General features: G+C 69.0%; 19 protein-coding genes. 11 read left to right on the forward strand and 8 right to left on the reverse strand.

All coding sequences use genetic code 11. The features are described 5' to 3' along the window. Positions 1–286 precede the first annotated feature (286 nt). From JQX13_RS37285 to JQX13_RS37295, 3 genes are read left to right on the forward strand one after another with little or no spacing between them, the layout of a single operon-like run. A complete protein-coding gene (locus JQX13_RS37285) occupies positions 287–1414 on the forward strand; it encodes an efflux RND transporter periplasmic adaptor subunit (RefSeq protein WP_203404192.1) in 1128 nt (375 codons plus the stop codon). 15 nt (positions 1415–1429) lie between these two features. After that, positions 1430–4624 (forward strand): efflux RND transporter permease subunit, encoded by a 3195-nt coding sequence (locus JQX13_RS37290; protein ID WP_203404193.1) that lies wholly within the window; start codon positions 1430–1432, stop codon positions 4622–4624. Further along, on the forward strand, positions 4621–5889 hold the full coding sequence (locus JQX13_RS37295; RefSeq protein WP_203404194.1) for a TolC family protein: 1269 nt from the start codon (positions 4621–4623) through the stop codon (positions 5887–5889). Before JQX13_RS37290 ends, JQX13_RS37295 begins: the two co-directional genes overlap by 4 nt. 52 nt (positions 5890–5941) lie before the next feature. Here JQX13_RS37295 and JQX13_RS37300 read toward each other — a convergent pair whose 3' ends face one another. The 5 genes from JQX13_RS37300 to JQX13_RS37320 all read right to left on the reverse strand — a co-directional run bounded on the left by JQX13_RS37300 (position 5942) and on the right by JQX13_RS37320 (position 12371). After that, positions 5942–6565, reverse strand: coding sequence for a TIGR02265 family protein (locus JQX13_RS37300; RefSeq protein WP_203404195.1), 624 nt, complete (start codon positions 6563–6565; stop codon positions 5942–5944). A 65-nt stretch (positions 6566–6630) separates the two neighbouring features. Beyond that, positions 6631–7836, reverse strand: a complete 1206-nt coding sequence (locus tag JQX13_RS37305) for a DUF4350 domain-containing protein (RefSeq protein WP_203404196.1) — start codon at positions 7834–7836, stop codon at positions 6631–6633. After that, the gene (locus JQX13_RS37310) at positions 7833–8723 is read right to left on the reverse strand and encodes a DUF4129 domain-containing protein (RefSeq protein ID WP_203404197.1); all 891 of its coding nucleotides are present in this window, start codon (positions 8721–8723) and stop codon (positions 7833–7835) included. The genes JQX13_RS37305 and JQX13_RS37310 overlap by 4 nt, the downstream gene beginning before the upstream one ends. Further along, entirely contained in the window at positions 8720–9748 is a 1029-nt protein-coding gene (locus JQX13_RS37315) for a hypothetical protein (protein ID WP_239014086.1), read from the reverse strand. The genes JQX13_RS37310 and JQX13_RS37315 overlap by 4 nt, the downstream gene beginning before the upstream one ends. A gap of 139 nt (positions 9749–9887) precedes the next feature. Further along, positions 9888–12371, reverse strand: coding sequence for a glycoside hydrolase family 3 protein (locus JQX13_RS37320; RefSeq protein WP_203404199.1), 2484 nt, complete (start codon positions 12369–12371; stop codon positions 9888–9890). Between the two features lie 181 nt (positions 12372–12552). Here JQX13_RS37320 and JQX13_RS37325 point away from each other — a divergent pair, with 181 nt between their 5' ends. Beyond that, positions 12553–13473 carry a hypothetical protein gene (locus JQX13_RS37325; RefSeq protein ID WP_203404200.1) on the forward strand — a complete coding sequence of 307 codons (921 nt, stop codon included), beginning with the start codon at positions 12553–12555 and terminating at the stop codon, positions 13471–13473. A 69-nt stretch (positions 13474–13542) separates the two neighbouring features. Beyond that, positions 13543–16173, forward strand: a complete 2631-nt coding sequence (locus JQX13_RS37330) for an alpha-amylase family glycosyl hydrolase (RefSeq protein ID WP_203404201.1) — start codon at positions 13543–13545, stop codon at positions 16171–16173. A gap of 153 nt (positions 16174–16326) precedes the next feature. Here the strand turns inward: JQX13_RS37330 and JQX13_RS37335 are convergent, their stop codons facing one another. Continuing rightward, the gene (locus JQX13_RS37335; protein ID WP_203404202.1) at positions 16327–17667 is read right to left on the reverse strand and encodes a hypothetical protein; all 1341 of its coding nucleotides are present in this window, start codon (positions 17665–17667) and stop codon (positions 16327–16329) included. Then, entirely contained in the window at positions 17664–20015 is a 2352-nt protein-coding gene (locus tag JQX13_RS37340; RefSeq protein WP_239014087.1) for a hypothetical protein, read from the reverse strand. The genes JQX13_RS37335 and JQX13_RS37340 overlap by 4 nt, the downstream gene beginning before the upstream one ends. Before the next feature lie 414 nt (positions 20016–20429). Between JQX13_RS37340 and JQX13_RS37345 the strand changes: the two genes are divergently transcribed. Beyond that, positions 20430–20813 carry a hypothetical protein gene (locus tag JQX13_RS37345; RefSeq protein WP_203404203.1) on the forward strand — a complete coding sequence of 128 codons (384 nt, stop codon included), beginning with the start codon at positions 20430–20432 and terminating at the stop codon, positions 20811–20813. Between the two features lie 17 nt (positions 20814–20830). On the opposite strand, the gene JQX13_RS37350 is transcribed toward JQX13_RS37345, so the two are convergent. Continuing rightward, the gene (locus JQX13_RS37350) at positions 20831–22879 is read right to left on the reverse strand and encodes an ArnT family glycosyltransferase (protein WP_203404204.1); all 2049 of its coding nucleotides are present in this window, start codon (positions 22877–22879) and stop codon (positions 20831–20833) included. 47 nt (positions 22880–22926) lie between these two features. On the opposite strand from JQX13_RS37350, the gene JQX13_RS37355 reads away from it, so the two are divergent. From JQX13_RS37355 to JQX13_RS37375, 5 genes are all read left to right on the forward strand, one after another. Next, positions 22927–23445 (forward strand): hypothetical protein, encoded by a 519-nt coding sequence (locus tag JQX13_RS37355; RefSeq protein ID WP_239014088.1) that lies wholly within the window; start codon positions 22927–22929, stop codon positions 23443–23445. A 7-nt stretch (positions 23446–23452) separates the two neighbouring features. Further along, positions 23453–23971: a hypothetical protein gene (locus JQX13_RS37360; RefSeq protein WP_203404205.1), complete on the forward strand. Its 519-nt coding sequence runs from the start codon at positions 23453–23455 to the stop codon at positions 23969–23971. Positions 23972–24171: 200 nt separating this feature from the next. Then, positions 24172–24744, forward strand: a complete 573-nt coding sequence (locus tag JQX13_RS37365) for a hypothetical protein (RefSeq protein ID WP_203404206.1) — start codon at positions 24172–24174, stop codon at positions 24742–24744. 113 nt (positions 24745–24857) lie between these two features. Continuing rightward, a complete protein-coding gene (locus tag JQX13_RS37370) occupies positions 24858–25874 on the forward strand; it encodes a dipeptidase (RefSeq protein WP_203404207.1) in 1017 nt (338 codons plus the stop codon). Positions 25875–25880: 6 nt separating this feature from the next. Then, entirely contained in the window at positions 25881–26297 is a 417-nt protein-coding gene (locus JQX13_RS37375; RefSeq protein ID WP_239014089.1) for a hypothetical protein, read from the forward strand. The last annotated feature ends 5 nt before the right edge of the window (positions 26298–26302 follow it).

The following is a 26302-nucleotide window of genomic DNA, read 5'->3' on the forward strand; positions in this document are numbered from 1 at the left end:
GATGCCGAGCCTGCGGTGCGGGCCATCCAGCGGGGAGTACAAAAAGTTCAGCATGCCAGCAGTGGGTCTGGTTCCCACGGTGTGTCCTTCCATGGGAACACCTCTCGTATTCGAGACGGGGTTTCCCGCCCACATTCAACCCCCCCATCACGCCTGCCCGCCTGCCTAATCATCTGCTTGACACTCCCTCACGCTGCGGATTAGTTAGTTTGCCGTCACTAACTTATCTCGGGGCGATGAACTGTCCCTCCCAGAGTGGAGGGGTGGGGCGCACGGGAGCACAGGTATGCAGAAGCTTCATCGACATGGCAGGACGGGCAGTGTCCCGACGTTCAAGGTGCTGGTGGCGGGCGGACTGGTGCTGACGCTGGGCGCGGGCTGTGGCTCGCGGTCGGACGCCGCGGCGGCCAAGAATGGCGCAGCGCAGCAAGCCGCGGCACAGGAGGCCCCGGTGAAGGCGGACACCGTGCAGGTGGGGGAGGCGAAGGTTCCGCGCTACCTCACGCTCACGGGGTCGCTGACGGCCTACGAGGACTCGGACGTGGCGGCCGGCGCCGCGGGCAAGGTCCTGTCCGTGCACGTCGAGCGTGGCTCGGTGGTGAAGAAGGGCGACGTGCTGGTGCGGCTGGATGCGCGCGCCTCCGCGGCGAGCCTCGAGGAGGCCCGGGCCCAGGTGGAGCTGGCCAGGTCGCAGCAGGCGCTGGCCAACGCGGACTGCGAGCGCAACGAGAAGCTCTTCGGCAGCGGCACCATCTCCACGGCCGATCATGATCGCGCCCAGGCCCAATGCCGCAACGCGGCGGCGCAGCTCGCCTCCGCCAACGCGCGCCTGTCGATGCTGGAGCTGAACGTGTCGGATGCCACCATCCGCGCTCCCTTCGACGGCGTGGTGTCCGAGCGCGTGGTGTCCGTGGGCGAGTACGTCCGCCAGGACTCGAAGGTGGTGACGCTGGTGGCGTTGGATCCGCTGCGGCTGTCGCTCACCGTTCCGGAGTCCTCGGCGTCCTTCATCCGGAAGGATCAGGCGGTGGAGTTCACCCTCACGGCGGCGCCGGACGTGGTGCACAAGACGAAGGTGTCCTTCGTGGGCCCGGGCCTGCGCAGCGGCACGCGGGACCTGGTGGTGGAGGCGCTCGTCCCGAACAAGGACCGTTCGCTGCTGCCGGGCCAGTTCGCCACCGCGAAGGTGCAGCTGGGCGAGCAGCAGTTGCCGGTGGTGCCGCGCACCGCGGTGTTGGAGGACGGTGCGCGCCGCAAGCTCTTCGTGGTGAGCGATGGGCGGCTGGAGGAGCGGTTCATCCAGGTGAGCGAGTCCGCGGCGGATTCGCTGGGCGTGATGGCAGGCGTTCGCGTGGGCGAGCGCGTGGTGGCGGTTGCTCGCGAGGACCTGCGCGACGGCCAGAGGCTGCAGTAGGCGAGGGCTCCGCACATGCAATGGCTCGCGAGTATTTGTGTCCGTAAACCCGTCTTCGCGTCGGTCATCATCCTGTTGATCTGCGTGGTCGGTGCCGCCGGCTACTTCAAGCTCAACGTCGACCGTTTCCCCAAGGTCGACTTCCCGGCCGTGGTGGTGATGACGGCCCTCCCGGGCGCCGCTCCCGAGGAGATGGAGACGGACGTCACCGAGAAGGTCGAGGAGGCGGTCAACACCATCTCCGGTATCGACGAGATGACCTCCACCACCACCGAGGGCAGCAGCATGGTGGTGATCTCCTTCGTCCTGGAGAAGGACATCGACGTGGCCGTGCAGGAGGTGCGCGACCGCATCAATCAGATCGCCTACGAGCTGCCCAAGGACGTGGAGACGCCGCTGGTCCAGAAGTTCGATCCGGACTCCGTGCCGGTCGTCATCCTGTCCGTGCAGGCGCAGCGGCCCGTGCGGGAGATCACCGAGTACGCGGATCGCGTGCTGCGCCGCAGGCTGGAGACGGTGCCGGGCGTGGGGCAGGTGTCCATCGTGGGTGGCCGCAAGCGCCAGGTGAACGTGTGGATGGACCCGGCGAGGATGAGGGCGGCGGGCGTGAGCGCGGCCCAGCTGCAGATGGCGCTGGCCGGGCAGAACATGTCGCTGCCCGGTGGCAGCATCGAGACGGGCCCGCAGCGGCTCACCCTGCGTCTGCGTGGACGTGTCACCAGCGTGGAGGAGCTGGGCGAGCTCGTGCTGCGCGAGAGCAACGGCCACATCCTGCGCGTGAAGGACGTGGCGCGGGTGGAGGACGGAGAAGTGGAGGCCGATACGGCCGCCGTGCGTGACGGAAAGTCCGCGGTGCTGCTGTCCATCCGCAAGCAGTCCGGTGAGAACACCGTGGCGCTCGTGGACGAGGTGCGCCGGCGCGTGTCGGAGCTGAGCACATCGCTGCCGCCGGGCTACACGCTGGAGGTGGTGCGCGACAACTCGGAGACCACCCTCACGGCCGTCCACGCGGTGCAGGAGCACCTCATCCTGGGTGGCATCTTCGCCGCACTGGTGGTGCTGCTGTTCCTCGGAAGCTGGCGCAGCACCATCATCTCCGCGCTCGCCATTCCCACGTCCATCATCGGCACCTTCGCGGTGATGAGCATGCTGGATCTCAACCTCAACACCATCAGCCTGCTGGCGCTCGCGCTGGCGGTGGGTATCGTCATCGACGACGCCATCGTGGTGCTGGAGAACATCCACCGCTTCATCCACGAGAAGAAGCTCAAGCCCTTCCCGGCCGCCATCCTGGCCACGAAGGAGATCGGCCTCGCGGTGCTCGCGACCACGCTGTCGCTGCTCGCGGTGTTCCTGCCGGTGGCCTTCATGGGCGGTATGCCCGGACGCTTCCTGAGCAGCTTCGGCCTGACGATGGGCGCGGCCATCGCCGTGTCGCTGCTGGTGTCCTTCACCCTCACGCCCATGCTGTGCGCGCGCTGGCTGGTGGGGGGCTCGGCGGCCCCCGAGCATGGTGGCCACCGCAAGCCCCTGCTCGAGCGCATGACCGACGTCATCTACATGCCCCTGGAGCGCGCCTATGAGCGCTCCCTGCGCTGGGTGATGGCGCACCGCTGGGTGGCCGTCGTGGCCTCGGTGGTGACGCTCGGCTCGTGCGGTCCCCTCATGGGGGCGGTGCCCAAGGGCTTCCTCCCCAAGAGCGACGAGGCCCAGTTCCAGGTGAACGTCCGCATGCCGGAGGGCACCAGTATGGATTCCACCCTCCTGGTCGCCGAGCGTGTCGCCCGGGAGATGCGCGAGAAGGTTCCGGAGGTCACCTCCACGCTCGTCACCATCGGTGACAGCGCGGACAAGTCCCCCAACGTGGCCGGCATCTTCGTGAAGATCGTCAACCCGGATCAACGCGAGGCCAGCCAGGACGACATCATGAACCGGGTGCGCGAGGAGATCACCTCCAAGATGCCCAAGGAGTACCGGGTGAGCGTGTCCAACGCGCCGCTGTTCGGCGGCGCTGGCACGCAGGCCGCGGTCCAGTTCGTGGTGACGGGTCCCGAGTTCGACGAGCTGGGCAAGCAGGCCACCCTCCTGCTGGACAAGATGAAGCAGATCCCCGGCGTGGTGGACGCGGACAGCAACCTCATCATCGGCAAGCCCGAGGTGAGCGCGTACATCGACCGTTCGCGCGCCGCGGACCTGGGCGTGCAGGTGCCCGACGTGGCCACCACCATGCAGATGGTGGTGGGCGGTCTCGATGTCTCCACCTACGTGGAGAACGGCAACCTGTACGATGTGCGGCTGCGCGCCGAGCCCGCTTCGCGCGACGACGTGGACGCCCTGTCGCAGATCACCGTCCCCTCCGCCCGGCTCGGGTCCGTGCCCTTGACGGACGTGGTGAAGCTGCAGCGCGAGGAGGGCCCTTCGCAGATCAACCGCATGAACCGCCAGCGGCAGATCATGCTCTCGGCCAACACCGCGCCGGGCGCCAGCACGGGCCAGGTCGTGGCGGAGTTCGAGCGCATCATCGCGGAGACGAAGCTGCCGGCCGGTTACGAGGCGAAGCCCGCGGGTCAGTCCCGCGAGATCGGCCGTACGGTGGGCAACTTCGCCCTGGCCTTCGGTCTGGCCTTCGTCTTCATGTACCTGATCCTCGCCGCGCAGTTCGAGTCGTGGATCCACCCCATCACCATCCTCCTGTCGCTGCCCCTCACGGTGCCCTTCGCGCTGGTGTCGCTGCTGATCTTCAAGCAGTCGCTCGACATGTACTCGATGCTGGGTCTGCTGGTGCTCTTCGGCGTGGTGAAGAAGAACTCGATTCTTCAGGTGGACCACACCAACCAGTTGCGGCATGAAGGGTTGCCGCGACTGGAGGCCATCGTTCGCGGAAGCAAGGACCGGTTGCGCCCCATCCTAATGACCACGCTGTCCTTCGTGGCGGGCATGATTCCGCTGCTGCTGTCCAAGGGCGTGGGCGCGAGCTTCAACCAGGCCACCGCCGGCGTGGTGGTGGGTGGCCAGACCCTGTCGCTGGTGCTCACGCTGTTGGTGACGCCGGTGGCCTACTCGCTGTTGGATGACGTGTCGGCGTGGTTCAAACGCAAGTTCGGCTCCAAGCGCTCGCCGGAGGAGACGGGCGAGGCCGAGGTGGCCCGAGCCTATGGCGGCGACACGCTCGCGGAGCTGCGCCCGGCACACACTGAGGAGGCGGCATGATTGCCCTACTCGCACTGACACTCACCGTGAGCACCGCGGCGCCGGTGCTCACGTTGGACGAGGCGCTCCAGGCGGCTCGTCAGAACAACCTCGACATCCAGGTGGCGCGCGCCCGCCTGGCGCAGTCCCGATTGCTGACCAACAGGGCGTGGGCCGGCTACCTTCCCACGATCACGGTGGGCGGCAGCTACACCCGCAACTCCACGGAAGCGGCCGTGTCGTTTCCGGGGGTTCCCGAGGAGATCGTCATCCAGCCGTACGATCAGCTCGCCGGCCGGGCCGAGGTGCGGCAGGCGATCATCGCTCCGACGTTGTGGCCCGCCATCCGCAACGCGGGCATCTCCGAGGACGTGGCGGAGCTGACCACGGAGAACGTGCGCCGGGAGGTCCTCTTCGGCGTGGCCCAGGCCTACTTCGGTGCCGCGAGCTACCAGGAGGCCATCCGCGCCGCGGAGTTCCTGCTGGAGGTGAACAAGGCGCGCGAGGCGGACACGCAGAAGCGCTTCGACGCGGGCACGGTGACGAAGGTGGCGCTCCTGCGCGCGCAGCTGGACCGGGCGCGCGCCGAGCAGGATCTGGTGCGGGCGCGCAACTCCTACCTCTCCGCGAAGCTGGCGCTCTCCACGCTCATCCTGCGGGAGGGGGACTTCACGCTGGAGCTGCCGCCGGTGCCGCAGGTGCCGTCCGAGGACGTGGATCTCGTCAAGCAGGCGCTGGAGCAGCGGCCGGACGTGGCCGCCGCGCGGCGCAACGTGGATCTGGCGGTGGGTCGCCGGACGGGCGCGTGGTTCGCCTATGCCCCCTCCGTGGGGTTCTCCGGTCTCTATCAGATCAGCAATGCCGCGGGCTTCACGGGGCAGAACGACATCTGGTCGCTGACGCTGAGCGCGCAGTGGACGCTGTGGGATGGCGGTCTGCGGGAGATCAGCCTGCGCGAGGAGTCCGCTCGCGTGGCCGAGGCCACGGCCCAGCAGAAGCAGGCGGAGCTGCGCGCCGTGGAGGAGGTCTCCCGCTCCCGGCTGGACTACGAGAGCGCCAAGGCGAACCTGTCCAAGGCCGAGGAGGCCCTGGCGCTGGCGCGTGAGACGCAGCGTCTCACGGAGATCAGCTTCAAGGCGGGCGTGGCCACCTATCTCGAGGTGGCGGACGCCAACGCCGCGCTGACGAACGCCGAGGTGGGCGCCATCTCCGAGCGCCTGCAGACGTCGCTCGCGGCCCTGCGGTTGCTCCGGGCCGCCGGCCTCTTCACGGCGGCGACCGACTGAGAGGGCCACACGGCCCTCGTGCCGGGGGCCCCGCTCCGAGTGGGCGGGGCCCTCAGTCCCAGGACAGCTCGTATTCGTGGTCGAGCAATGACGTCGAGTGGACGTGCACCGTCAGCCCCCGCACCCGGGCGGCTTCGAACGAGCCCTGCAGGGAGCCCTCCGTGTACGCGGCGGGGAGGAACTGGCGGGTGATGCGCACGAGGGCCTTGTTGAATCCCACCCAGCGGACCGTGCACTCCCCCGAGCTCGTGTTCATCCGGTGGGCCACTGGCAGCGTGTCGACCAGCCGCCGGGGATCCGAGAAGATGGTTCGCAGCATGAGGGCTCCCATCCGGGACGTGGTGAAGCTCCTCGCCGACACGTAGCCCATCTGCCGCATGACCTCGTCGAAGCTCCGGGCTTCGCCACTCAGGTGCCTCGCCCCGGCGTAGGACACCTGCAGCATCCTGCTGAAGGGGTAGTTGAAGAGGTCCATGAACCGCTTCTCCTGGCTCTGGGCCAGGCAGTGCTGGACCGCGGGCTCGCCCCCCAGTTGCCGCACGGCCTCGAGCACGCCGTTGATGAAGAGTCCGCGCGTGGTGTCCTCTGGCGTCGCCAGTGCCAGCCGTTGTCGCAGATCCTCCTCGGAGCCGATTGGCCAGGAGCCGCCTGCTCCATCCCCCGTTGAATGATTCACGCCCCCGAGTGTGCCTCCCGGTTTCCCGTTCGCGCCACCCCGGGTTCGCTCGAGTGTGTCGCTGGTTACGATTCCGTGGGCGGGGAGGGCGTTCGACCCGTGATGACGTCCTCGATGCGGGCATGACGGCGCACCAGCCGCGCGTAGTCCGAGGGGCGGATCTCACGCTGCTCCATCGTGCGGAGCAGCTCCTCCCTCGCGGCCAGGTAGTCCGCCGCCGGCAGTCCGCAGGTCTGCTCCAGGAGCCGCGCCGCCTCGTCCTCGGGCAGCGTGAGGGGAATGCCCAGCCGCTCGTGCATGCGCCGCCGCAACTGGCGTGCCAGCTCTGGCACCAGCTCGCGCTCCACCTTCGAGCGCCGCGCCAGCCACCCCAGGGAGCGGACGTACTCCAACGCCGAGCGGTGTTTCTCCACCACCTGGGGCCGGGGAGGGCCGAAGCGTGTCCCACGCGACACTGTGTAGAGCAGTCCCACCACCAGTCCCTGCGCCACGAACACCCACAGGGCCCGGGCCGATGGGCGCTCCTGCTTCGGGAGCACGCCGTGGTGGTACTCGTCGAAGGCGAGGGGTCCACGAGCCGCCAGCGCCTCCCAGAAGCGCAGGTTGTCCAGCAGCTCCAGCCGCCGGTTCTCCGCCAGGTCCACGCCCGCCGCCACGTACACCTCGCCGCGGCCCTCGGGCATGCGCCACAGCACCGCCGCTCCATGCGCGCCCGCGAGCGGCACCGCCTCCGGTCGCTCCACCGTGAGGCCCTGGTCCAGCGACACACGGAATCGCTCCAGGCCTCGCGCCGCGCCCACGGGCACCCAGACGCGCACCGTCGTCCCGGAGAGATCCGTCTCCTCGGGGGGCAGCCCCTCGGAGTCCGGCGGCGGCAACGGGCCCTCGGAGAGCCGCAGCCAGTCATCCAGGGGCCGCTGCCGCGTCTTCGCGTCCCGCGGTGCGAGGTAGACGAGTGTCCCTCCCTGGGAGACCCACTGGCGCAGCGCCTCGGCCTCGGCCTCCGTCACGGGCCGCTTCGTGGGCGCGGCGACCACCACCGTCCGCACGTCCTCGGGAATCCCTGGCCCGTCGAAGGACTCCCGCAGCGCGGACACCGGCGCGCCCGACTCCTGGAGGTACAGGTACAGCGCCCGGAGCCCCAGGGGCCCCGGGTTGTCCACCGAGGGCAGTGTCGTCGGAGGGGGCGGTGACTGGTTCACCGCGAGTCCCAGCGCGAGCGCCAGCGCCACCAGTACGCCATAGAAGGCCGCGGTCCGAAGGTTCCTCATGCCGCCGCTCCCGCCAGGCCCTGGTGGAGCCGCTCCACCTCGTCCACGAAGCGCGCGGCGTCCTCGGAGGGCACCGGCTCGAGCGAGTAGAAGGCCCGGTCGTACCAGCGCACCAGCCGCTCCACCTCTCCCGTGAGCTGCGCGGAGGCGCCTCGCCCGGGCAGCTCGCCCACCAGCTCGCGGTTCGTCTTCACCCGGTCCGGCCGCGCCAGCCGCTTCGCCTCCAGCGAGGACAGCAGGGCCAGCAGCCCCTCCCGGATGGCATCCCGGGGTTGGGCTCTCAACGCCGTCCTCGCCCGCGCCAGGTGCTCACCCGGGGTGTCGAGCCGCAGCGCTCCCGCCGGGCCCGTGTCCGTGTCCACGCTCGCCCCCCGCCGCGCCGGTCCCCGCTTCCAGTGACGCAGGCGCAGCACCGCGAAGAGCACCACACCGACTCCCAGCACCAGCACCACCGTCCGCGTGCTCGTCGCGAAGCCCTGGGCCTCCCGCGTCTGCAGCAGCTCCTCCAGCCAGGCCATCAGCATTCGAAAAAACCGCTGGAGCACGTCACCGTTGCGCTGCCTCGCCTGGGCGAACTCGGGCCTCGAGAGGATCTCCTGGAGCCGGGCCCGATCGGAGCGGGGGAGGGGAGTCACCGAGCCCCGCTCCGCCTCGAGCCGGGTGCATGCGCCCTGGATGCGGCCGGCCGCCGTCTCCACGCGCTCCGCGGGGGTCTGGTCGTCCGGCGAGCGCAGGGGCAGGCCTTCCCAACGCGACTCCAGCGCCTCCAGCTCCTCGTCCAGGGCCTCCGGCGCGCGCTCGGCCACCTCCGTGAGCTGCTGGAGCTCCCGGGCGGAGTCTTCACAGGGCAGGGCCGCGAGCCACAGCAGCGCGAGCCCGGATATCACGCGGACACCGCCGGAGCGGTGCGCGTCTCCAGGCGCCGCTCGAGATCCAGCCCCTCCCGGCGCACGCGCATGTCCAGGTAGAGCGTCGCGTAGACGACGAGCCCCAGCGGGTTGAAGATGGCTTGTCCCACCACCTGCACCAGCTCCGCGGGGACGAGGATCGCCTGGGATATCGGGTTGGCCGCGGCGGCCACCGGATCGAGCGGATTGCCAAAGACGAACTGGACGATCAGCGCGGGCAGCCCACACAGGAGGCTCACCCCGATCAGGATGATGGACACCACCGTGACGAGGATCATCGCGCGCACCGTCACACGCCCGGTGAAGCCCGGCTCGACCCGTCCCGAGAGCAGCTCGCCCGAGCGCCGGAAGGCACGCACGGCCGGGAGATCCTCCAGGGCGAACACGGGTGCCAGCAGGGAGAAGCGCAGCAGGTACCAGAGGGCTCCGCCGATCATGCCGAGGACCGCGAGGAGGAGCCCTCCCACCACCAGGAACACGCCGCCCAACCGGGTTCCCGGGCCGCTCGACAGCGAGCCCATCGCCGCGCCCGCGCCGGTCAACACGCCGCCGGGCAGCATCAACAGCAGGGTGACGCCTACGCCCCACAGCAACGACAGGAGGAACGCGCCGGTGAACGGGCCCACGCGCCGCAGCGCGCGCTCGACCCCATCCGCCGGACGCGCGGGCTCGCCGAGCTGTGTCGACACCACGTACCGGGACACCACCAACGTGTTCAGGGAGTAGAGCCAGATGGACACCACCATCACTCCCCCCGCCACCATCAGGAGCTGGGCGTATTCGGCGCCCATGATCCCCAGGTCCCCCTCGCGCGCCGCGTCCTGGAGGGCCAGCTGGTTCCGCCGCGTCGACAGCTGCAGGACCTTGGTGAGGATGTAGGAGACCAGGTTGAAGCCGAGGCTCAGCAGGAACAGCTGCTTGAAGTGCTTGCGCCAGAACGTGGCCGCGCGATCGATGATCTCACCGAGCGCCAGGGGCCGCAGGTCCGAAAGGAGGTTGCTCACGGGCCGCAGCATACCCGCGGCACGGCTGGCTTGCTCGGGGCACCGTGGCGGAGCCGGTGCCCGTTCCCGCGACGGTTGATGACCACGACGGCCAGGGGAGCGGCCGGGGGCCCATCAACCGTCACTCAGGCGGCGGACCTCAGGGGCAGACCGCGTCGCCGTCGTTGGTGGCCAGGCGCAGGTCGGTGACGGTCAGGGTCAGCGCCCCCGAAGTCGTCAGGGCGAGCGGAGACGTCACCGACGCCATGTTCGCGCCCGCGTCACGGAAGCAGCTGAGCTTCACCTTGAGCATGCGGAACTCCGTCGCCGAGCCCTGGGTCAGCAGCCGCGTGATGTCGAGCGAGGCCGGACGCTCGCCGCTCGTCAGCGCCAGCAGTACCGGTGCCGTCGGCGCGCGGTCCAGGCGGTAACGGATGGCGACCGCCATGTCACCCGTGGTCTGACGGCTGAGGTCCACGGCCGGACCGGTGATGGCCACGGTGGCCTGCTGTGTCCCCGACCAGGTCAGGGTGCGGCCATTCTCCTGGGCTCCCGCGTCGACCACCCGGACCGAGACCACGCGGTTGGGGCTCTCCCCGTTGCTCTTCAGCGCGGGGCTCGAGCCGCCCGTGTCCGACACCACCAGCGACCAGGGCTCGGCCACCTTGCCCGAGCCGAAGAACAGATCCGTGCTCGTGGCGGCGACCGTCGGTCCCGGATCCTCCGACAGCATCTCCACCCGGGCGGGTTGGGCGTAGGTCAGGCCATAGCCGTAGGGGAACTGCGGGTCGTAGTTCGCGTCGCCCCGGTTCACCGACGTCTGCATGGCCTTCCTGGGCCAGGAGAAGGACAGCCTGCCGGTGAAGTCGCGCCGGGGCTTGCCGTTCGCGTCGCCAATCAGGACATCCGCCACACCCTCGCCCTGGGTGCCGGGCAGCCACGCGGCCACGAATGCATCCGAGGCGTTGAGCTCCGGGTTCACCCACAGCGGCCGTCCCGACAGGAACACGGACACCACGGGGATGCCCTGGGCCTTGAGCTTCTTGAGCAGGGCCAGGTCGGTCTTGTTTCCCGGCTGGTACTCGACCGTGGCGATGTCGCCCTGGAACTCGGCGTAGGGGTTCTCTCCGAAGACCACGATGGCCACATCGGGCTTCTTCGTGAACGAGCCGTCCACGCTCAACTCGGCGGTGCCGCCGCCGGCCGCCACCGCGTCGCGGATGCCGGCGTAGATGGAATGCGCGTTCGGGAAGTCGCTGTTCGTGTTGCCCGTGCCCTGCCAGGTGATGGTCCAGCCTCCGCACTGCTTGCCGATGTCGTCGGCGGCATCTCCCGCCACGAGGACGCGGGCGGACGACTTGATCGGCAGCACGCCCTCGTTCTTCAGCAGGACGAGCGATCTGGCCACGGCCTCGCGAGCGACGGCCCGGTGCTCGGGGGCGCCGAGCAGCTCGAGCCGGCCCTCCAGCGGGCGCTCCGTGTTGAACAGCCCGGCCTTGAACTTGGCGCGGAGGATGCGGCGCACGGCATCATCCAGGCGCTCCATGGGGATCTCGCCGGCGCGCACCTGGGCGAGCGTGTTGTGGTACAGCCCCTTCCAGCTGTCGGGGGCCATGTACATGTCGAGCCCGGCGATGAGCGCCTGCGGGCAGTTCTCGTTGGTGCTGCCGGGCAGCTGGCCGTGGGCGTTCCAGTCACCGACGACGAAGCCGGTGAAGCCCAGCCGGCCCTTCAGCACGTCCGTCAGCAGCGTCTTGTTGCCGGTGTGCTTGACCCCGTTCCAGCTGGAGAAGGAGGCCATCACCGACAGGATGCCGGCGTTGATGGCCGGGGGATAGCCCGCGGCGTGGATGCGGACGAGCTCCTCCTCGCTGATCTCCGCGTCGCCCTGATCCTTGCCGCCCGAGGTGCCACCGTCGGCGAGGAAGTGCTTGGCCGAGCCGGCGATATGGCCCTGCGCCAGCGGCTGACCCGGACGGAGCTCGCCCTGGAGCCCCAGCGTCATCGGGCCCGCGTAGCTCGCCACCACCTCGGGGTCCTCGGAATAGCCCTCGTAGGTGCGGCCCCAGCGGTCATCGCGAGGCACGGCCAACGTGGGTCCGAAGGTCCAGTCGATGCCGGTGACGGCGCTCTCCAGCGCGGTGACCTCGCCGATGCGACGGATCAGCTCCGGATCGCGCATCGCGCCCAGGGCGATGTTGTGCGGAAAGATGGTGGCACCGGGGATGTTGTTGTTCCCGTGCACGGCGTCCACGCCGAAGATGACGGGGATGGGCGTGTGGCCCGGACGTTCCTCGAGCGATATCGCGCGGAAGTCACGAGAGAGTTTCAGCCACTCGGCCGCGGGGGCGCGATCGTCGTTGTTCGGACCGGAGTTGCCGCCCGCGAGGATGGAGCCCAGTGGATAGGTCCGCAGATCTTCCGCCTTGATCGAACCGATATCGGCCTGGATCACCTGACCGACCTTCTCCTCGAGGCTGAGTCGGGCCAGCAGGGACTCGATGCGCGCCTCGGTCTGGGCGTCGGTCAGGGCCTCGGGGCTGCGCGCCTGGGGCCAGAGGGCAGGGTGGGCCGTGGCCCGCTGGGGCGTGGGTGCTTCGGCCAGCGCCTGGGGGGTCGTCATTCGCAGGGGGATCGTCGTCATGCACGGCCTCATAAAACAAAGAGGCGCGGGGGATCGATACCCGTTGAAATCGACTGTTCCGTCTGGCGGTAGCTTTCCGCCGGTTCGGATCTTCTCAGGGGCTGAGTCTTCCGGAGGGCCGGGTTTGTGTTCACGACTGTGCTCGCAACCGCGGGGAGGAGATGGTCTATGGTCCCGCCGCATGAACGCTCGGCTTTCGACCTTCGCTCTCGCCACCGCTGTCTGTCTTCTCGCACCCACCGCGTGGGCCAAGCCCTATCGAGCCATGGTGACACGCACCGCGGCGACGACACGCAATGGAAACCTGGAGCTCGGTCTTCGCTATCAGGGCTTCTTCGCCCTCGAGTCGGACAAGGCGCTGCCCTACCATCAGGTCTCACCCAGCATCCGCTGGGGCATCCTCGACAACCTGGAGGCCAACGTCTACTTCGAGGTCCTCGGGCTCGGAAACCCTGGCGAGGACAATTTCCAACTGGCCTTTGGTGACATTCCGCTCGGCCTGCAGTGGACGTTCCTCGAGACGGGCCCCTTCGCCCTCGGAGCCTACGGGCGCGTCGTGTTTCCCACCGGGCCGAGCGATCTGGACGTCATCCCCCCGGAGCTGTCCGACGGGACGTGGGACTTCGATGGAACGCTCGTCGGCGAGCTGCGGGTGAGCAAGGACCTGCGCTTCATGCTCAACGCGACCTACCTGCACCATGGAACGCGTGATCGCGGCGCGCTCCCGGACTTCGACGTCCCCGACGCCGTGCAGCTGGCGGTGGCGGGTACGTACAACATCGACAACTTCACCCTGGTGGGCCTGGAGGTCATCGGCCGCCGCTACTTCGCCAACGCCATCACCCCGGCGTGGACGAACAACGCCAACCAGGTGGAGATCATCCCCGTGGTGCGCCGCGAGGTGTATCCGGGCCTGGTGCTGGAGGCGGTGGCCGGTATCGCGGTGACGCCGGACCTCTCGGACATCTACCAGTTCCGCCTCCTGCTCGGCGGCACCTACGAGTTCGACCTCGCCTCGGGTCCGAACCTGCCGGAGAAGGGCAAGTCGACGAAGAAGAAGCCCGCTCCGAAGAAGAAGCCCACCTCCAAGAGCAAGCGCTGAAGCGCCGGGGAGGTGAGCTCCGAGGGGGAGGGTGGGCGTGGCCTGCGCATATGGTCCACAATGTCGCCCATGCAAGCGCGTTCCCTCTCGTCGAAGCTGCTGGCGCTCGCGTTCGGTGCCAGCACCATCCTCGGTTGCAAATCCACCCCTCCACCTCCCACGCCTCAACCTCCGGCGGACTCGCTGCACGTGCCCTCACCGGACTGGCGGGACCAGATCATCTACTTCGTCATGACCGACCGCTTCGCCAATGGCGAGCCGGGCAACGACGACCAGGGCGCTGGCGAGTTCGATCCCGCCAACGGGGCGAAGTACAGCGGAGGGGATCTGAAGGGCATCGAGAGCAGGCTGGACTACATCCAGGGGCTGGGGGCGACGGCCATCTGGATCACCCCGCCTGTCGCCAACCAGTGGTGGGATCCCCTGGTCAATTACGGCGGGTACCACGGCTACTGGGCGCTCGACTTCACCCGGGTGGATGCCCACCAGGGCACGCTGGAGGACTACCGGAACCTGTCCCGAGCCCTGCACGGGCGCGGCATGTACCTGGTGCAGGACATCGTCCTCAACCACATGGCCAACTGCTTCCGCTACACGCGCTACGACCCGTCGGACGTGACGTCGGGCGTGGTGCTCAACACGGGCGCCAGGCCCGCCTGTGGCCCCACCCAGGCCCCGTTCTCTCAGTGGGATCCCACCCGGCCCGAGCACCGCGACGCCCACGTCTTCCATTGGACGCCGACCATCGCGGACTACGCGATCCGTGAGCAGGAGCTCGGCTGGCAGCTGTCCGATCTGGACGATCTGAACACGGAGAACCCCGCCGTCATCGCGGCCCTCAAGGACAGCTACAACTTCTGGATCCGCGAGGTGGGTGTGGATGCCTTCCGCGTGGACACCGTCTTCTACGTGCCCCCGACCACCGTCCAGGACTTCCTCCACTCGGAGGACCCGGCCCACCCGGGCGTCCTCGAATATGCCCGGAGCCTGGGCAAGGACGACTTCCTCGCCTTCGGTGAGGGCTTCGCCAGCGACAAGCCCTTCGAGGACACGATGTCGCGCAAGGTGGCCAGTTACATGAAGGACCCGGTCACCGGTGACGAGCGGCTGCCGGGGATGCTCGACTTCCCCCTGTACCGCACGGCCGGGGACGTCTTCGCCCGGGGCAGCCCCACGTCGGAGCTCGCCTTCCGGATGCAGCGCGGCGCCGAGCTGTTCCCCCGGCCGCACCTGATGCCCACGTTCCTGGACAACCATGACGTGGACCGCTTCCTGTCGGGAGGCTCGCGAGCCGCGCTCGAGCAGGGGCTCCTGTTCATGATGACGGTGCCCGGCATTCCGGTGATCTATTACGGCACCGAGCAGGGCTTCACCGAGCAGCGTGGCGCCATGTTCGCCCGGGGCTACGGGTCGGGAGGGAAGGACCACTTCGATACCGAGGCGCCGCTGTATGCCCGCATTCGCGAGCTGACCACGCTGCGCAAGACGCACGCGGTGTTCCGCCATGGCACGCCCACGGTGCTGCGGCAGAACGATGCGCGGAGCGGCGTCTTCGCCTACGAGATGCGCGATGGGGCGGACATGGCCCTCGTCGTGTTCAACACCTCGGACGAGGACACGCTGCTGGACAACCTGGGGACGAATCTGCCCGAGGGCAGCCGGCTGAAGCTGCTGGCGAGCCTGGATGCCGGGGCCGGTGATGCCACCGTGGGGCGAGGGGGGCGGCTCTCCCTGAAGCTGCCCGCACGCGCCGCCCGGGTCTTCATGCCGGATGGGACGATGACCTCGCTTCCACCGGAGACCGCCCGCATCACCTTGTCCTCATCCAGCGGCGGCACGGTGGCGGGAGACTTCGAGCTGACCGGCACCGCCACCGGGGTGTCCAGCTTCCTGGTGGTGGTGGACGGGGTGCTCGGCACGGCGCAACGGGTGACGGTGGAGCCGGATGGCACCTGGCGCACGACCGTCGCCGTGGGCGGCATGGTGGACCCCGACATCCAACACTCGCTCGTGGCCTGGAACGAAGAGGCCCAGGTGTTGTCCGACACACTGACGTTCCGTGTCGATCGCGCCTTCAAGGATCTGGTCATCCACGAGGACCCGGCGGGCGATGACATCGGCCCCGAGGGTCGCTACCACTACCCGACGGACACCTCGTGGGGAGACAACCACCAGGGGGACCTGCGTCGCGTCACGCTCCAGGGCTCCGGGACGGTGCTGAAGCTGGCCCTCCAGACGCCCCGCGTCACCACGACGTGGAACCCGCAGAACGGCTTCGACCACGTGGCCTTCACGGTCTTCGTCGACGTGCCCGGCCGCACGGGCCTCACCGTCATGCCACAGCAGAACGCCTCGGTCCCCGCTGGCATGGATTGGGATTACCGCGTCCGGGTCCACGGCTGGTCCAATGCCCTCTTCGATACGCGCGAGGCCTCGGCCACCCAGGAAGGCACTCCCGTCTCGCCCGCCGCCTCCATCGAGGTGGACGCGGCATCGAGCACCATCCTGCTCACGCTCCCGGGCCAGCTGTTCGCGGGCCTGACGAGCCTCACGGGCGTCAAGGTGTACGTCACCACCTGGGACTACGACGGAGGCTATCGGCCGCTGGTCCCCACGGCCGAGCAGTGGAAGTTCTGGGGCGGGGATGGGGCCGTGGACCCGCTGGTGCTCGACGACACTCCGGTGCTCACCATCCCCTGAGGCGCGAGGCCCGGGGGATGGTGAGCCATCCCCTGGATGCCATCCACCCGGGTGCCGATTTCGTCGCGGATGCCAGCATCGCGAATATCGAAGCCGGGGTGGCGCTCCTTTGGGTTCAATGTGGCCCGAATGAGTTCCCAGCCTCACTGGTTTTCAGCCCCGGTGCCGCTCGGCCACACGATAGATTTGGGTGAGTGAGTAGTCCAGCAGCGCCTGTCGCGAGCGCATGTAGTGACGGGCCCGGACAAACGGCAGCCACGCGCGGTTGCCCACCAGCACTTGTGCCTCCTCGAGCTTCTGGCGCGGAATCCACCTACCACCCAGGTCTCGTACCAGCACTTCTCCCAGGTACGCGCCAATGGCCGGCACCGCGTGCTCGTCGATGGCTTCCCGTAAGCGGCTCGTCGGGAATTCTTCGCGCCAGAAGTAGAAGTCAGCATCGGTGAGGGATTCTGGCTTCGCCTCGAAGACGGAGGGCACCTCCGAGTGCAGCAGCGCCACGAGGTGCTCGGCGAGGGCGCTGTAGTGCTCGCGCGCGCGCTCCAGGTCCTCCACGTCCGGTGGCAGGGCGGAGTCGGCCGGGAGCCACTCCTCAGGCTCGGGCGGTTGCCACGCGTTGAGCTCGGCAATCCTGCGCTGGCGCTCGTGGCTGGCGGCGCGGTCCACCACACGCGAGAGGAGCGGGGCCATGTCTGGATGGAAGCGGGGCTTCACGGGGGCGAGCATGGCACTGCGCTCATTCAAGATGCGCAGAATGGTATCGAAGTCGAGGTCCGGCCGGAGGTGGGCGTGGGCGCGGGCCTGGGCGAGCCGTGCCTCCTTGCTGGCGAAATCCGCCACCGTTGGCCACGTCACCAGGAGAACGGAGCCATTGGGCAACTCCTCTACACGGTGAGCTGGTGTAGACAGCATCCGTTCACGGCCGACAGCCTCCACAAGCTTGGGGCCGAAGATGTTGAGCCAGAACACCTCGTAAACTTTGTCGAAACCGTCCTTCCGAGAAGTCTTCTCGTCGCGCCCGAAACGGGGAGAGCCCGCCAGTTCCGTGTCATCGGCGCTGTGAGCCTTGGCATGACTGACCGGGTAGCGGGAGGCCCAGGCTCGCACCATCTCCACGATTTGGTGACAACGCTCCTCTTCGGCAAAGAAAGAGAGCGGCTTCACGTTGACGGCAATGTCCAGCTTGGGTGGCCGGGGATGTTGCCAGAGCCAGAGAGTCATGTCCAGCGCGGGCCACTCGGTGCGATGAAACCCCAAGCTCGTGAACACATCGTCGCGCCCCTCTTCTAAACCCTTCCAGATTGCGGCGCGAGCGTACTTGCGTCGACGCTTGCCTTCAGCAACGTCCGGCATCCACCCATCGGCGTACCTTTCGAGTGCTTGGAGAAAAGGCTCCAGCTCTCTTTCCAATGCAGCCTGCTGGTCGAAGCTTCCAACGAAGGTGAGTCGAAGGAGATCCTCCGGCTTCAAGTCGTGCACGCTCAGTCGATTCATTGGAACAGCACCTCCACTCCCGGAACCGCTTCCTCGGCAGCGGTCACTGCTGCATCCAGGTTGTCTACCTTCGTGGGTTTGAGTGCACCCCCCTCGTAAACGAGGCGGACCCGCTGAACGGGAACCTCGCTAGCCGCGCCGAAAGGACGTTGGAGGGAATCCCGGCGGATATCCAGACTCCCTCCGTACTTCTGCAGAGCTTCCTTCGCGTCCTCAATCACCTGCCGTCTCAGTGCTCCTTCTTCCAACAGCGCGAAATCACGGCTCTTGAAGCTGAACGTCTCCACTCGCCGTGGACCGCCGCCGAGCTCGCCCTCTTCGATGACGAGCACATCGGCGTAGCGCAGGCCGGGGCCTGACTTTCTCACGCCCACACTCGTCTCGATGCGGGGCTTGTCGAAGTCCCCGAGGAAGCGGCGTTCGGCCCGGGGCTTCTTCGCGTCAGCATTCAGCAGCTTCACCATGTCGCGCTCGAAGGCCAGCCCCCGGGCGAACCACGCGCGCATCCGCTCGTAGGGCTCCCACATCAGGGGGCCCTCGGCGGCCCTGCTCTTCTCCGCCTCCCGCAGGCGCTTCTCGTAGTAGTCGACGTACTCGCGCCAGCGAGGGTTGCCCCGGGCCTCGGGCGGCGGGGCGTCGAGGGAGGGGTGGTGCTTCTTCAGCACGCCCACGTCCTTCGGAAGACGCGGGCCCGTGGCCTCGAGCTCTGCGGCCGCGAGCTTCGCCTCCACCACCGCCGGCGTGTGGCCGACTCCCTCGTCCACGAGCGAGGCCAGTGTGCCCTGGCGCTCCGCAGCACCGGCCTTCGTAGCGGAGGGGCGTGCGGCCTCGTCAGTCACAGCGGCGGCTTCCCCGGCACCGGCCCCCGCGCCAGCCTTCACGGGCGGGGAGCCCGTAGCCCCGGGCTTCGCCCTGGACATGAGTGGCCGGGCCTTGGCCACATTCCCTCGCGCCTCGTACAACGCCAGCGCGGCATCCGCCCCGCCCACGGCGACGAAACGGCCCGCCTCCCGGCTGGCTTGTATGTACCTGGCCAGCTCCCGCAAGCCCTCCATGCCCGTGCCCAGTTGTGCTTGCAGTGGCCGCGTCTTCTCCGCCAGGGCACCCACTCGTGCCCGCAGCATCTCAAGTCCTCTCGCGAGTCCGGCTCCTCCTTTCCGGTCCTTGTAGAGGGTGGGCGTGCCCTTGCCCTCCACGTACAGGATTGCCAGCAGCAGCGTGATGGGCGTCAGCTCGCGCGTGGCCTGCTCGTACTCGCCCTGCGTCAGCGAGTACAGCCCGTGGCCCGTTCCGGCCACGAGGTAGTAGAAGCCCAGCGGCACGCCGAACGTCACCGCGTCGAATGTCCCCACCGCCACGCTGCCCGGGGCGAAGTGCCGCAGTGCCAGGGCCCGCTCCACCTCATGCAGGGCCAGCTGGTAGGGCGGAGGCAACTGTGCCCGCCGCGCGGTCATCTCCTTGTAGCGGAGGCCGTCAATCGTTGGACTGGTGGAGAGCACGTCCCTGGCGGCGCGGCCCAGGCCCCGCAGCACGTCTCCGGCCTGCTCGGCTCGGTCCGGGTAACGCGACAGTGGCATGCCCCGCCGCTCCAACTCCTCATGCACGGCCGGCATGAGGGCCAGCGTCTGCCCCAGCTGCTTGTCCCGGGCCAGCAGCAGCAACACCTCGTCCACTTCGTCGTCGTAGGCCGAATGCAGGACATAGAGGGTGAACACCTCGGCATGGAAGAGGCCAGAGCGCTCGGTGGTGCTGACGAGGAAAGAGGCTCGCTTGCGCTGGAGGAGGTGGGCGGAGTCTTCGCGCACGGGCCCCAGGGCGCCCAGCCGCACCGCGCGCCAGTCGTCCAAGGCCTCCACCAGCCGGGGCATGTCCACCCTGTCCTGCAACGCGACGAATTCGCCGGGCGAGGTGCACGTGAGAAAGGGGGCGAGGAGCGCCTCCGCGTCGTCGTCGGAGAAGTCGGGCCACCCTGGGGGCACGGCCTGCCCTCCGCACGAGGGCGGCTCCTGGGGGGTTGGCACCGCGCGGGCTACCTCGTACGCGGGCACCTCGCCCGAGCTCGCCAGTGCAGCGTCCGGACCCAGTCCGCGGGCGCTGCGGCGGCGGTGCAGCCGCTCCTGCTGGCCCGACTCGGCGGAGAGGACGTGCTCGCTCAACTCGGCAGAAGCAAGAGGGGAGGGCGCCTCGAGCGGAGGCGCAGTGGCCGCCGTGTCTCGCAATGTGGAGAGTGTGTAGGAGCCCTCCGCGAGGCTGCCACCCTGTCGCGGCGCCAGCGTGACGCAGCCGGTGGAGAGCAGCACGGCCCCCAGCAGCGCCGCCCACCCGAGCGCCAGGGCCTCAGCGCGCATTGTCCACCTCCAGGCCCAGCGAAGCGTTGGGCTTGCCCCGGTTACGTGGACAGAGGGCTTGGGCAGCCATCGACAGCACGCAAGTCGTTGTCGAGCGCGTGGGACACCCCCGCGGCGATGTCGAAATTATCGTAGGACATGAAGAAAAGATAATGCGCACCACATCGCGAGCGATGAGTCGCTCCAGGTCGCTCACGACCTCCCCGGTTTCGGGAGTCCACGACATATATCGGATGGGTCCTGGGATCCGGACTCGTGTGCAGATGGATGTCATGGGCGTATCTATTGGCGAATGATGGCACGCTGAGGGGTGATGAGGGCAGGAGGGCACTCACTGCCGAGGCGCTTATAGGGTGCCATCTGCGCCTGCACCCAAATCCCTCGCTTCCGCCACCTCTCGCTATACTCGGGGGCATGTTCTCCGTTCGAAGCAGGCTCGTGGCCTCCGCGCTGGTGCTGACGCTCGGGCTGCCCGCCGTAGCCGAGTCGCCCCGCGCCCCGGATGCCCCCGCTCAGGCTCCCTCTGGTCTCTACGGTCACCGGTATGCCTTCGTCGCCGGGGGCGTGTTGCTCCTCGGGGGCGCTGGGTTCGGCTACCTCGCCCAGGGGGAGTCGAATCGCGCCCGGACCCTCTCCTCGGCGCGCGAGTCCACCGCCGCGCTCGATCGGGCTCGCGCCAACGCCGCCACCGCCAACGTGCTCTACGCCGTGGCGGGGGTGACCGTCCTCTATGGGCTCGTGCTGGAGCTGCTCCCGGAGCCCGCGGCCGAGAAGGCGAGCCTCACGTTCCGCTTCTGAGGCCGGGTCGCGCCAGGTCAGCCACCGAGCGCAACCGGGGTCTTCATCCCGGGCAGCTCGAGCTTCTCCACCTCGTCCGCCCGCGGGCCCAGGACGGGGATGATGAACCACGCAGCGTCCTTGAGGGTCGTCCGGTGGCGCAGGGCGGCCTCTGGTTTGAGGAGCATCGTCTGGCGTGACCCGCCCTTCAGGTGGAACGTGACGGAGAGGGTGGCTGGCTCGCCGCGCGGCGCGACGAAGAAGGCCCACCGGTCTCGCGTCTGACCGGTGCGGACGAACGCCACGCCCTTCACCCGCACGTTGACGGTCTCCACGTCCAGGCGCTGTGCTCCGGGTGGCAGCTCCGGGAGCGGCGCGGGCGTGGAGAGATCGTACAGGCGCAGCGCCGAGCCAGCCGGTACGTCCAGGGGCGCGAAGGGCTCGGCCGCCGGTGAGGCGAGGTAGTGCCGGTAGCCCCGGGTCTGGCCCCACTCCAGTCTCGGGCTTCCCTTGAACGCCATCCGGCCGCTCCAGAACATGAAGTTGTGCTGCTCGAACTGCTCCGGCGCGTCCGTCTGGATGTTCATCCAGACGATCGCCTTCTCCGGGAGGAGCTTCGCCGCGGCGAGTCCCGCCTCCTTCGTGCTCGTCCGCTCGCCCACGTCGAGTCTGGCCGCCCGCATCTTCTGGTGTGCGAGCACGGTACGCGGGACGAGGAAGTAGAGCGCGAACGCACCACACGCCAGTCCGAGCCCGAGCGAGAGGTGCCGGCGGGTGCGAGGGAGGAGGAGCAGGGCGCCCTCGACGAGCGCCAGTGCGAGCGTGAGGCAGAGGCCCTCGAAGAGCGCGTAGTCGTCGCTCCGGGTCTCGGCGAGCGCGGCCGGCAGCCGGGTGCGTACGGATTCGAGGAAGGCCAGCCTCTTGAGCAGGAAGGGGGTGGAGAGCGCGCCCACCACCGCGGCCGCGAGCACCGGTCGGCGGAAGCTGTCGCGCAGGAGCAGCGCCAGCGCGCAGAACACCGCCGTGACCGCGCCCCAGCTCGTCGCCGGGACCTTCGCCGCCGCGAACGAGAGGACGAGCCAGGTGGGCCACAGCCACAGCGCCACCGCGAGGAGCTCGAGCTCGCGGGTGCGCAGCGCCCGGTAGAGGAGCCAGAGCCCGGCGAGCAGCGGCAGCGCCACCGGGAAGGGCTCCAGGGTGCGCATGTGGATCTCATTGAAGATCGCGTCCATCGGGCGGATCCACATGACGATGGACGGGTTCCTCCGGGCCTCGTCGAGGAACAGGTGGCTCCGGGTGACGTGCGACTCGATGGCCCAGAGCTCGGGGTAGGCGCGCTGCGCGTAGAGCGACCACGGGAGCGCCACGACGGCCGCGCACGCGAGGAGGAGGGCGAGCTGGCGTGGCCTGGGGCCGGCGGTGAGCCCGAACAACCGGCCCGCGGTCAGCACTCCCGCCACGCCCACCGGAGTCAGCGCCAGCGTGCTCTTGCACAGGTAGCCGAGGCCCACGGCGATCCCCGCAAGCGCCGCCAGCGGGAGCGAATCACGCCGGATGGACGCGACGAGCAGCACCATCGCCAGCGCGAGACAGCCCGCGAGCGTGGTGTCGGTCAGGTCTCCGAACATGAAGCCCTGGGTGAGCTCGTAGGTGAAGGGCAGGGTGAGCAGGGCGCAGGCGGCGAGCGTGGACCAGAAGCGCCCGGCGGCCGAGCGCATGAGGAAGAAGACGCCCAGCGCCGCGCTCAGCATGCCGAGCACGGAGCCGAAGCGGGCCGCTCCCGTGCCGACCCCCACCAGTCGCATGCAGAGCGCCGCGAACCACAGGGAGCCTGGCGGCTTGTGGAGCCAGAGCCCGCCGTTGATCCAATCGTCGAGGGCCGGGCCGTGGAAGGGCTCGGCGTAGACGTGGGGCCGGAGCGGCGTGTCCATCAAGCCGCGCGAGACGACGAGGTGGATGGCCTCGTCCCAGTTGTGGATGCCCGGATGGTCCAGGCCGGGCAGGAGCGTGAGCAGCCCCGTGAGGAGGATGGCTCCCGCACAGAGCGCGTCTGGAAGGTGCCGATGCCTGGGCGGCGGTGCGTCCATGGGTTCTTCGCATACTATCTCCCCCTCACTTCGAGGGACTCTTCTCCATGCGCGTCCTCCTGAAATCCCTGGTGCCCGTCTGTGTCGTGGCGGCCGCCGGCTGCTTCATCTCCGAGAACGCCGGGCCGGGACATGCCTGCTCGGACGACTCCGAATGCCCCGAGTCCTACCGCTGCGTGACGGTCTCCGCGGGCCAGGCCTCCTGCGAGGTGATGTACCCCCCTCGCCCCCAGGAGACCGACGCGGGCACTTCCGACGCCGGGCCGGTGCCCACCTGGTGTCAGGACATCCGGCCCGTCCTCGCCGCCAGCTGCGTGTCCTCGTGCCATGGCGCGGACACGACGGGCAGTGGCAACTCGAGCTTCCGGTTGGATATGTACGAGGCCAGTGGCGGGGTGCTCGGGGCCCGGGACATGGCCGCGCGCCTCAAGGCCCGCGCCGTGGATCAACAGACGATGCCGCCCGCGGACGCGGGCGTCCCCGCTCCCTCGGAGGCCCAGCGGGAGCTCCTCACGCGGTGGATCGCTGGCGGTACTCCGTTCTGCTCCGATGGTGGTACTCCGTAGGGCACCCATGAACCGCATCCACCTGAGCCTCCTGGGCCTCTGCGCCGCCGCGGTCGCCGGCTGCACCATCGAGGCCCCCGACTTCTCCGGCAAGTCGTGCGCCTCCATCGCCGATTGCCCCAAGTCCTATACCTGCGTCGCGGCACGTCCGGGCGCGGGGCGCACCTGCGAGGTGCTCAACGCGCCCGGTGTCACCGACCCCAACGACGGGCCGGTGCCCACCTGGTGCCAGGACATCCAACCCATCCTCGCGGCCAACTGCGTGTCCTCGTGCCACGGGGCGGACACGAGTGGGAGTGGCCGGGCCGACTTCCGGTTGGATATGTACGAGGCCGATGGGGGTGTGGCCGGAGCGAAGCTGATGGCGCCCCGCATCCATGCCCGCGTCGTCACCTATCGCGACATGCCGCCCCCCTCGAGAGGTCTCCCCGAGCCCACCGAGGATGAGCGCTCCCTCATCGACAGATGGGCGTCCGGGGGTTCTCCCTCCTGCGATGATGGCGGAACCCCCGACCCGGGGACCTGAACCCGAGGGCAATGCGGGGAAGTCCGCGAAATCCTTCCCGTCTCCAGCAGGCAGGCGCCCGAGCGTCCCGCGCCCTGGCCGGCACCCCTGGGCCCGCGCTCTCGCTCGGTCAAGGCTGTGCAGCCGCGGGGCAGGCCACCAGTTTCCCGCCACACACCGGGGGTGACCTCCCGGGTTGGGAACTGAAAGGAGCGGTCGACATGCGGAAGCTCATGATGGCGGTGGCGGCGGTGGCGGGGCTGGGTCTCGTGACGGGCTGCCAGCAGAGGAGCGAGGTCCAGTCGGAGCGCGAGGATGTGGCCGAGGCCCAGAGCGAGCTGGGGCAGGCGCAGCACAGCGTGAACACCGAGGTCGCCGAGACGCGCCAGGATGCGCAGCAGGATGTGAACGAGGCGCAGCGGGAACTGAACGAGGAGCAGAAGGATCTGGCCCAGGCTCAGCAGGAGCAGGCCGCCAACCAGAACGAGGAGGCCACGGGTGGTAGCGGCATGGCCAACTCCGATGCCAAGGCCGAGGAGGTGAAGGGCACCATCAAGTCCGCGTCCTCCAGCGACCTCACGCTGATCGTCCCGGACAAGAACAACCAGCTGATGAGCTTCCAGGCGAACCAGCAGGTCCAGGTGACCCGGGACGACAAGCCGGTGGCCCTGTCCGACCTGAAGCCCGGTGACGAGGTCCGTGCCTCCTACCAGATGGAGAACGGCCAGATGGTCCTGCGCAGCATCGACGTGACGAAGCAGAGCGCGCAGCACCCGGGCAAGCAGAAGAAGTAATCCCGCGCACGTCGTGGGGACGCGGCCTCCGCCTCCGGGCGGGGGCCGTTGCTTTGTGACAGGGCCTCGCCGGAACGCTTGTGATGGGGAGGCGGAGCGCCGAGACTGGTGCCATGGCTCTGACGACGCGTGACGTGCTCGAGCTTCACAAGCGCTGGTGCATCGCGGATGGGCACGCGGACTCGTTGATGTGGAACAGGGATCTCTGCGAGCGCTCCGCCGATGGCCACGTGGACTTCCCCCGCCTGCGTGAGGTGGGGATGAAGTTGCAGTGCTTCACCGTGGTGACCCGCGGCTTCCCCTTCATCGGAGGCTTCGAGGCCTTCGCCGCCTGGAGGGGCTGGCCCCGGGAGGCCCGTGCCAACGAGTGGACGCGCGCCGTGTGGCAGGTGGACCGGCTGGCCGAGTTCTGCCGCCGCTCCGATGGGCAGGTGCGCATCACCACCTCGGGGGCGGCGCTGGAGGAGAACCTCGCCCAGGGGCGGCTGTCGGCGGTGATCGGCATCGAGGGTGCTCACGCCATCGAGGGCCGGGTGGAGCGGGTGGCCGAGCTGTACCAGCGGGGCGTGCGCTTCATGGGTCTCACCCACCTGTCCAACAACGAGGCGGGGGGCTCCTCCTTCCCGCTCATGGGCAACCGGCCCCTGTCGCCGTTGGGCCAGGCGGTGCTGGAGGAGATGGTCCGGGTGGGCATGAGCGTGGACGTGGCCCATGCCTCCGAGCGGACGCTGGAGGACATCCTGGCCCACCCCACCGCCCGCGTCTTCTCCTCGCACACGGGGGTGCGCGGGGCGGGTGGCGGCTGGCGCAACCTCTCGGACGAGGCGCTGCGCCGCATCGCGGACAGGGGAGGGGTGGTGGGCATCATCCTCGCCCCCGTGTACCTGGGGGGAGATGCCATCGACGATGTCGTCCGGCACATCGAGCACGCACTGAACGTGATGGGCGAGGCGGGCGTGGGAATCGGCTCGGACTACGACGGCATGGTGGCCATGCCCAAGGGCATCCGCGACGTGACGGACCTCCCCAAGCTCACCGAGGTCCTGCTGCGCCGTCATCCGGAGGCGCTCGTGGAGCGTATCCTCGGGGACAATTTCCGAAGGTACTTCCGCGAGACGCTCGGGGAGTGACATGGGTTGACCGGACTCGCGGCGCCTGGAATCGTCGGCGCCGTGATGAACCGCCCCCCCGTCCTGTTCTCGTTGTTGATCGGCTCCCTCCTGCTCTCCGCCTGTGGCACCAAGGCGGGCGACTCGTGCGAGGGCGCGGGCTACATGTGTGCCTCGGAGAACGCGGCCCTCGAGTGCCGCGACAGGGTATGGCGTGAGCTGCCCTGCAGGGGCGCCTCGGGGTGCGACGAGTCCGGTAACTCCATCACCTGTGACATGAGCGGCAACGTCGAGGGGGACGCGTGCGCGGCGTCCGCCGAGGGCCGTGGCCTGTGCACGGCCGACGGCAAGGGCATCCTGGAGTGCCGCATGGGGATCCTGGTGCTGTCCAGGACGTGCATCACGTGCACCGAGAGCGGCGGCTTCGCCAGCTGCCAGCAGTGAATCGG

Source organism: Archangium violaceum, assembly GCF_016859125.1.
In the GTDB taxonomy this organism is placed as follows: Bacteria; Myxococcota; Myxococcia; order Myxococcales; family Myxococcaceae; genus Archangium; species Archangium violaceum_A.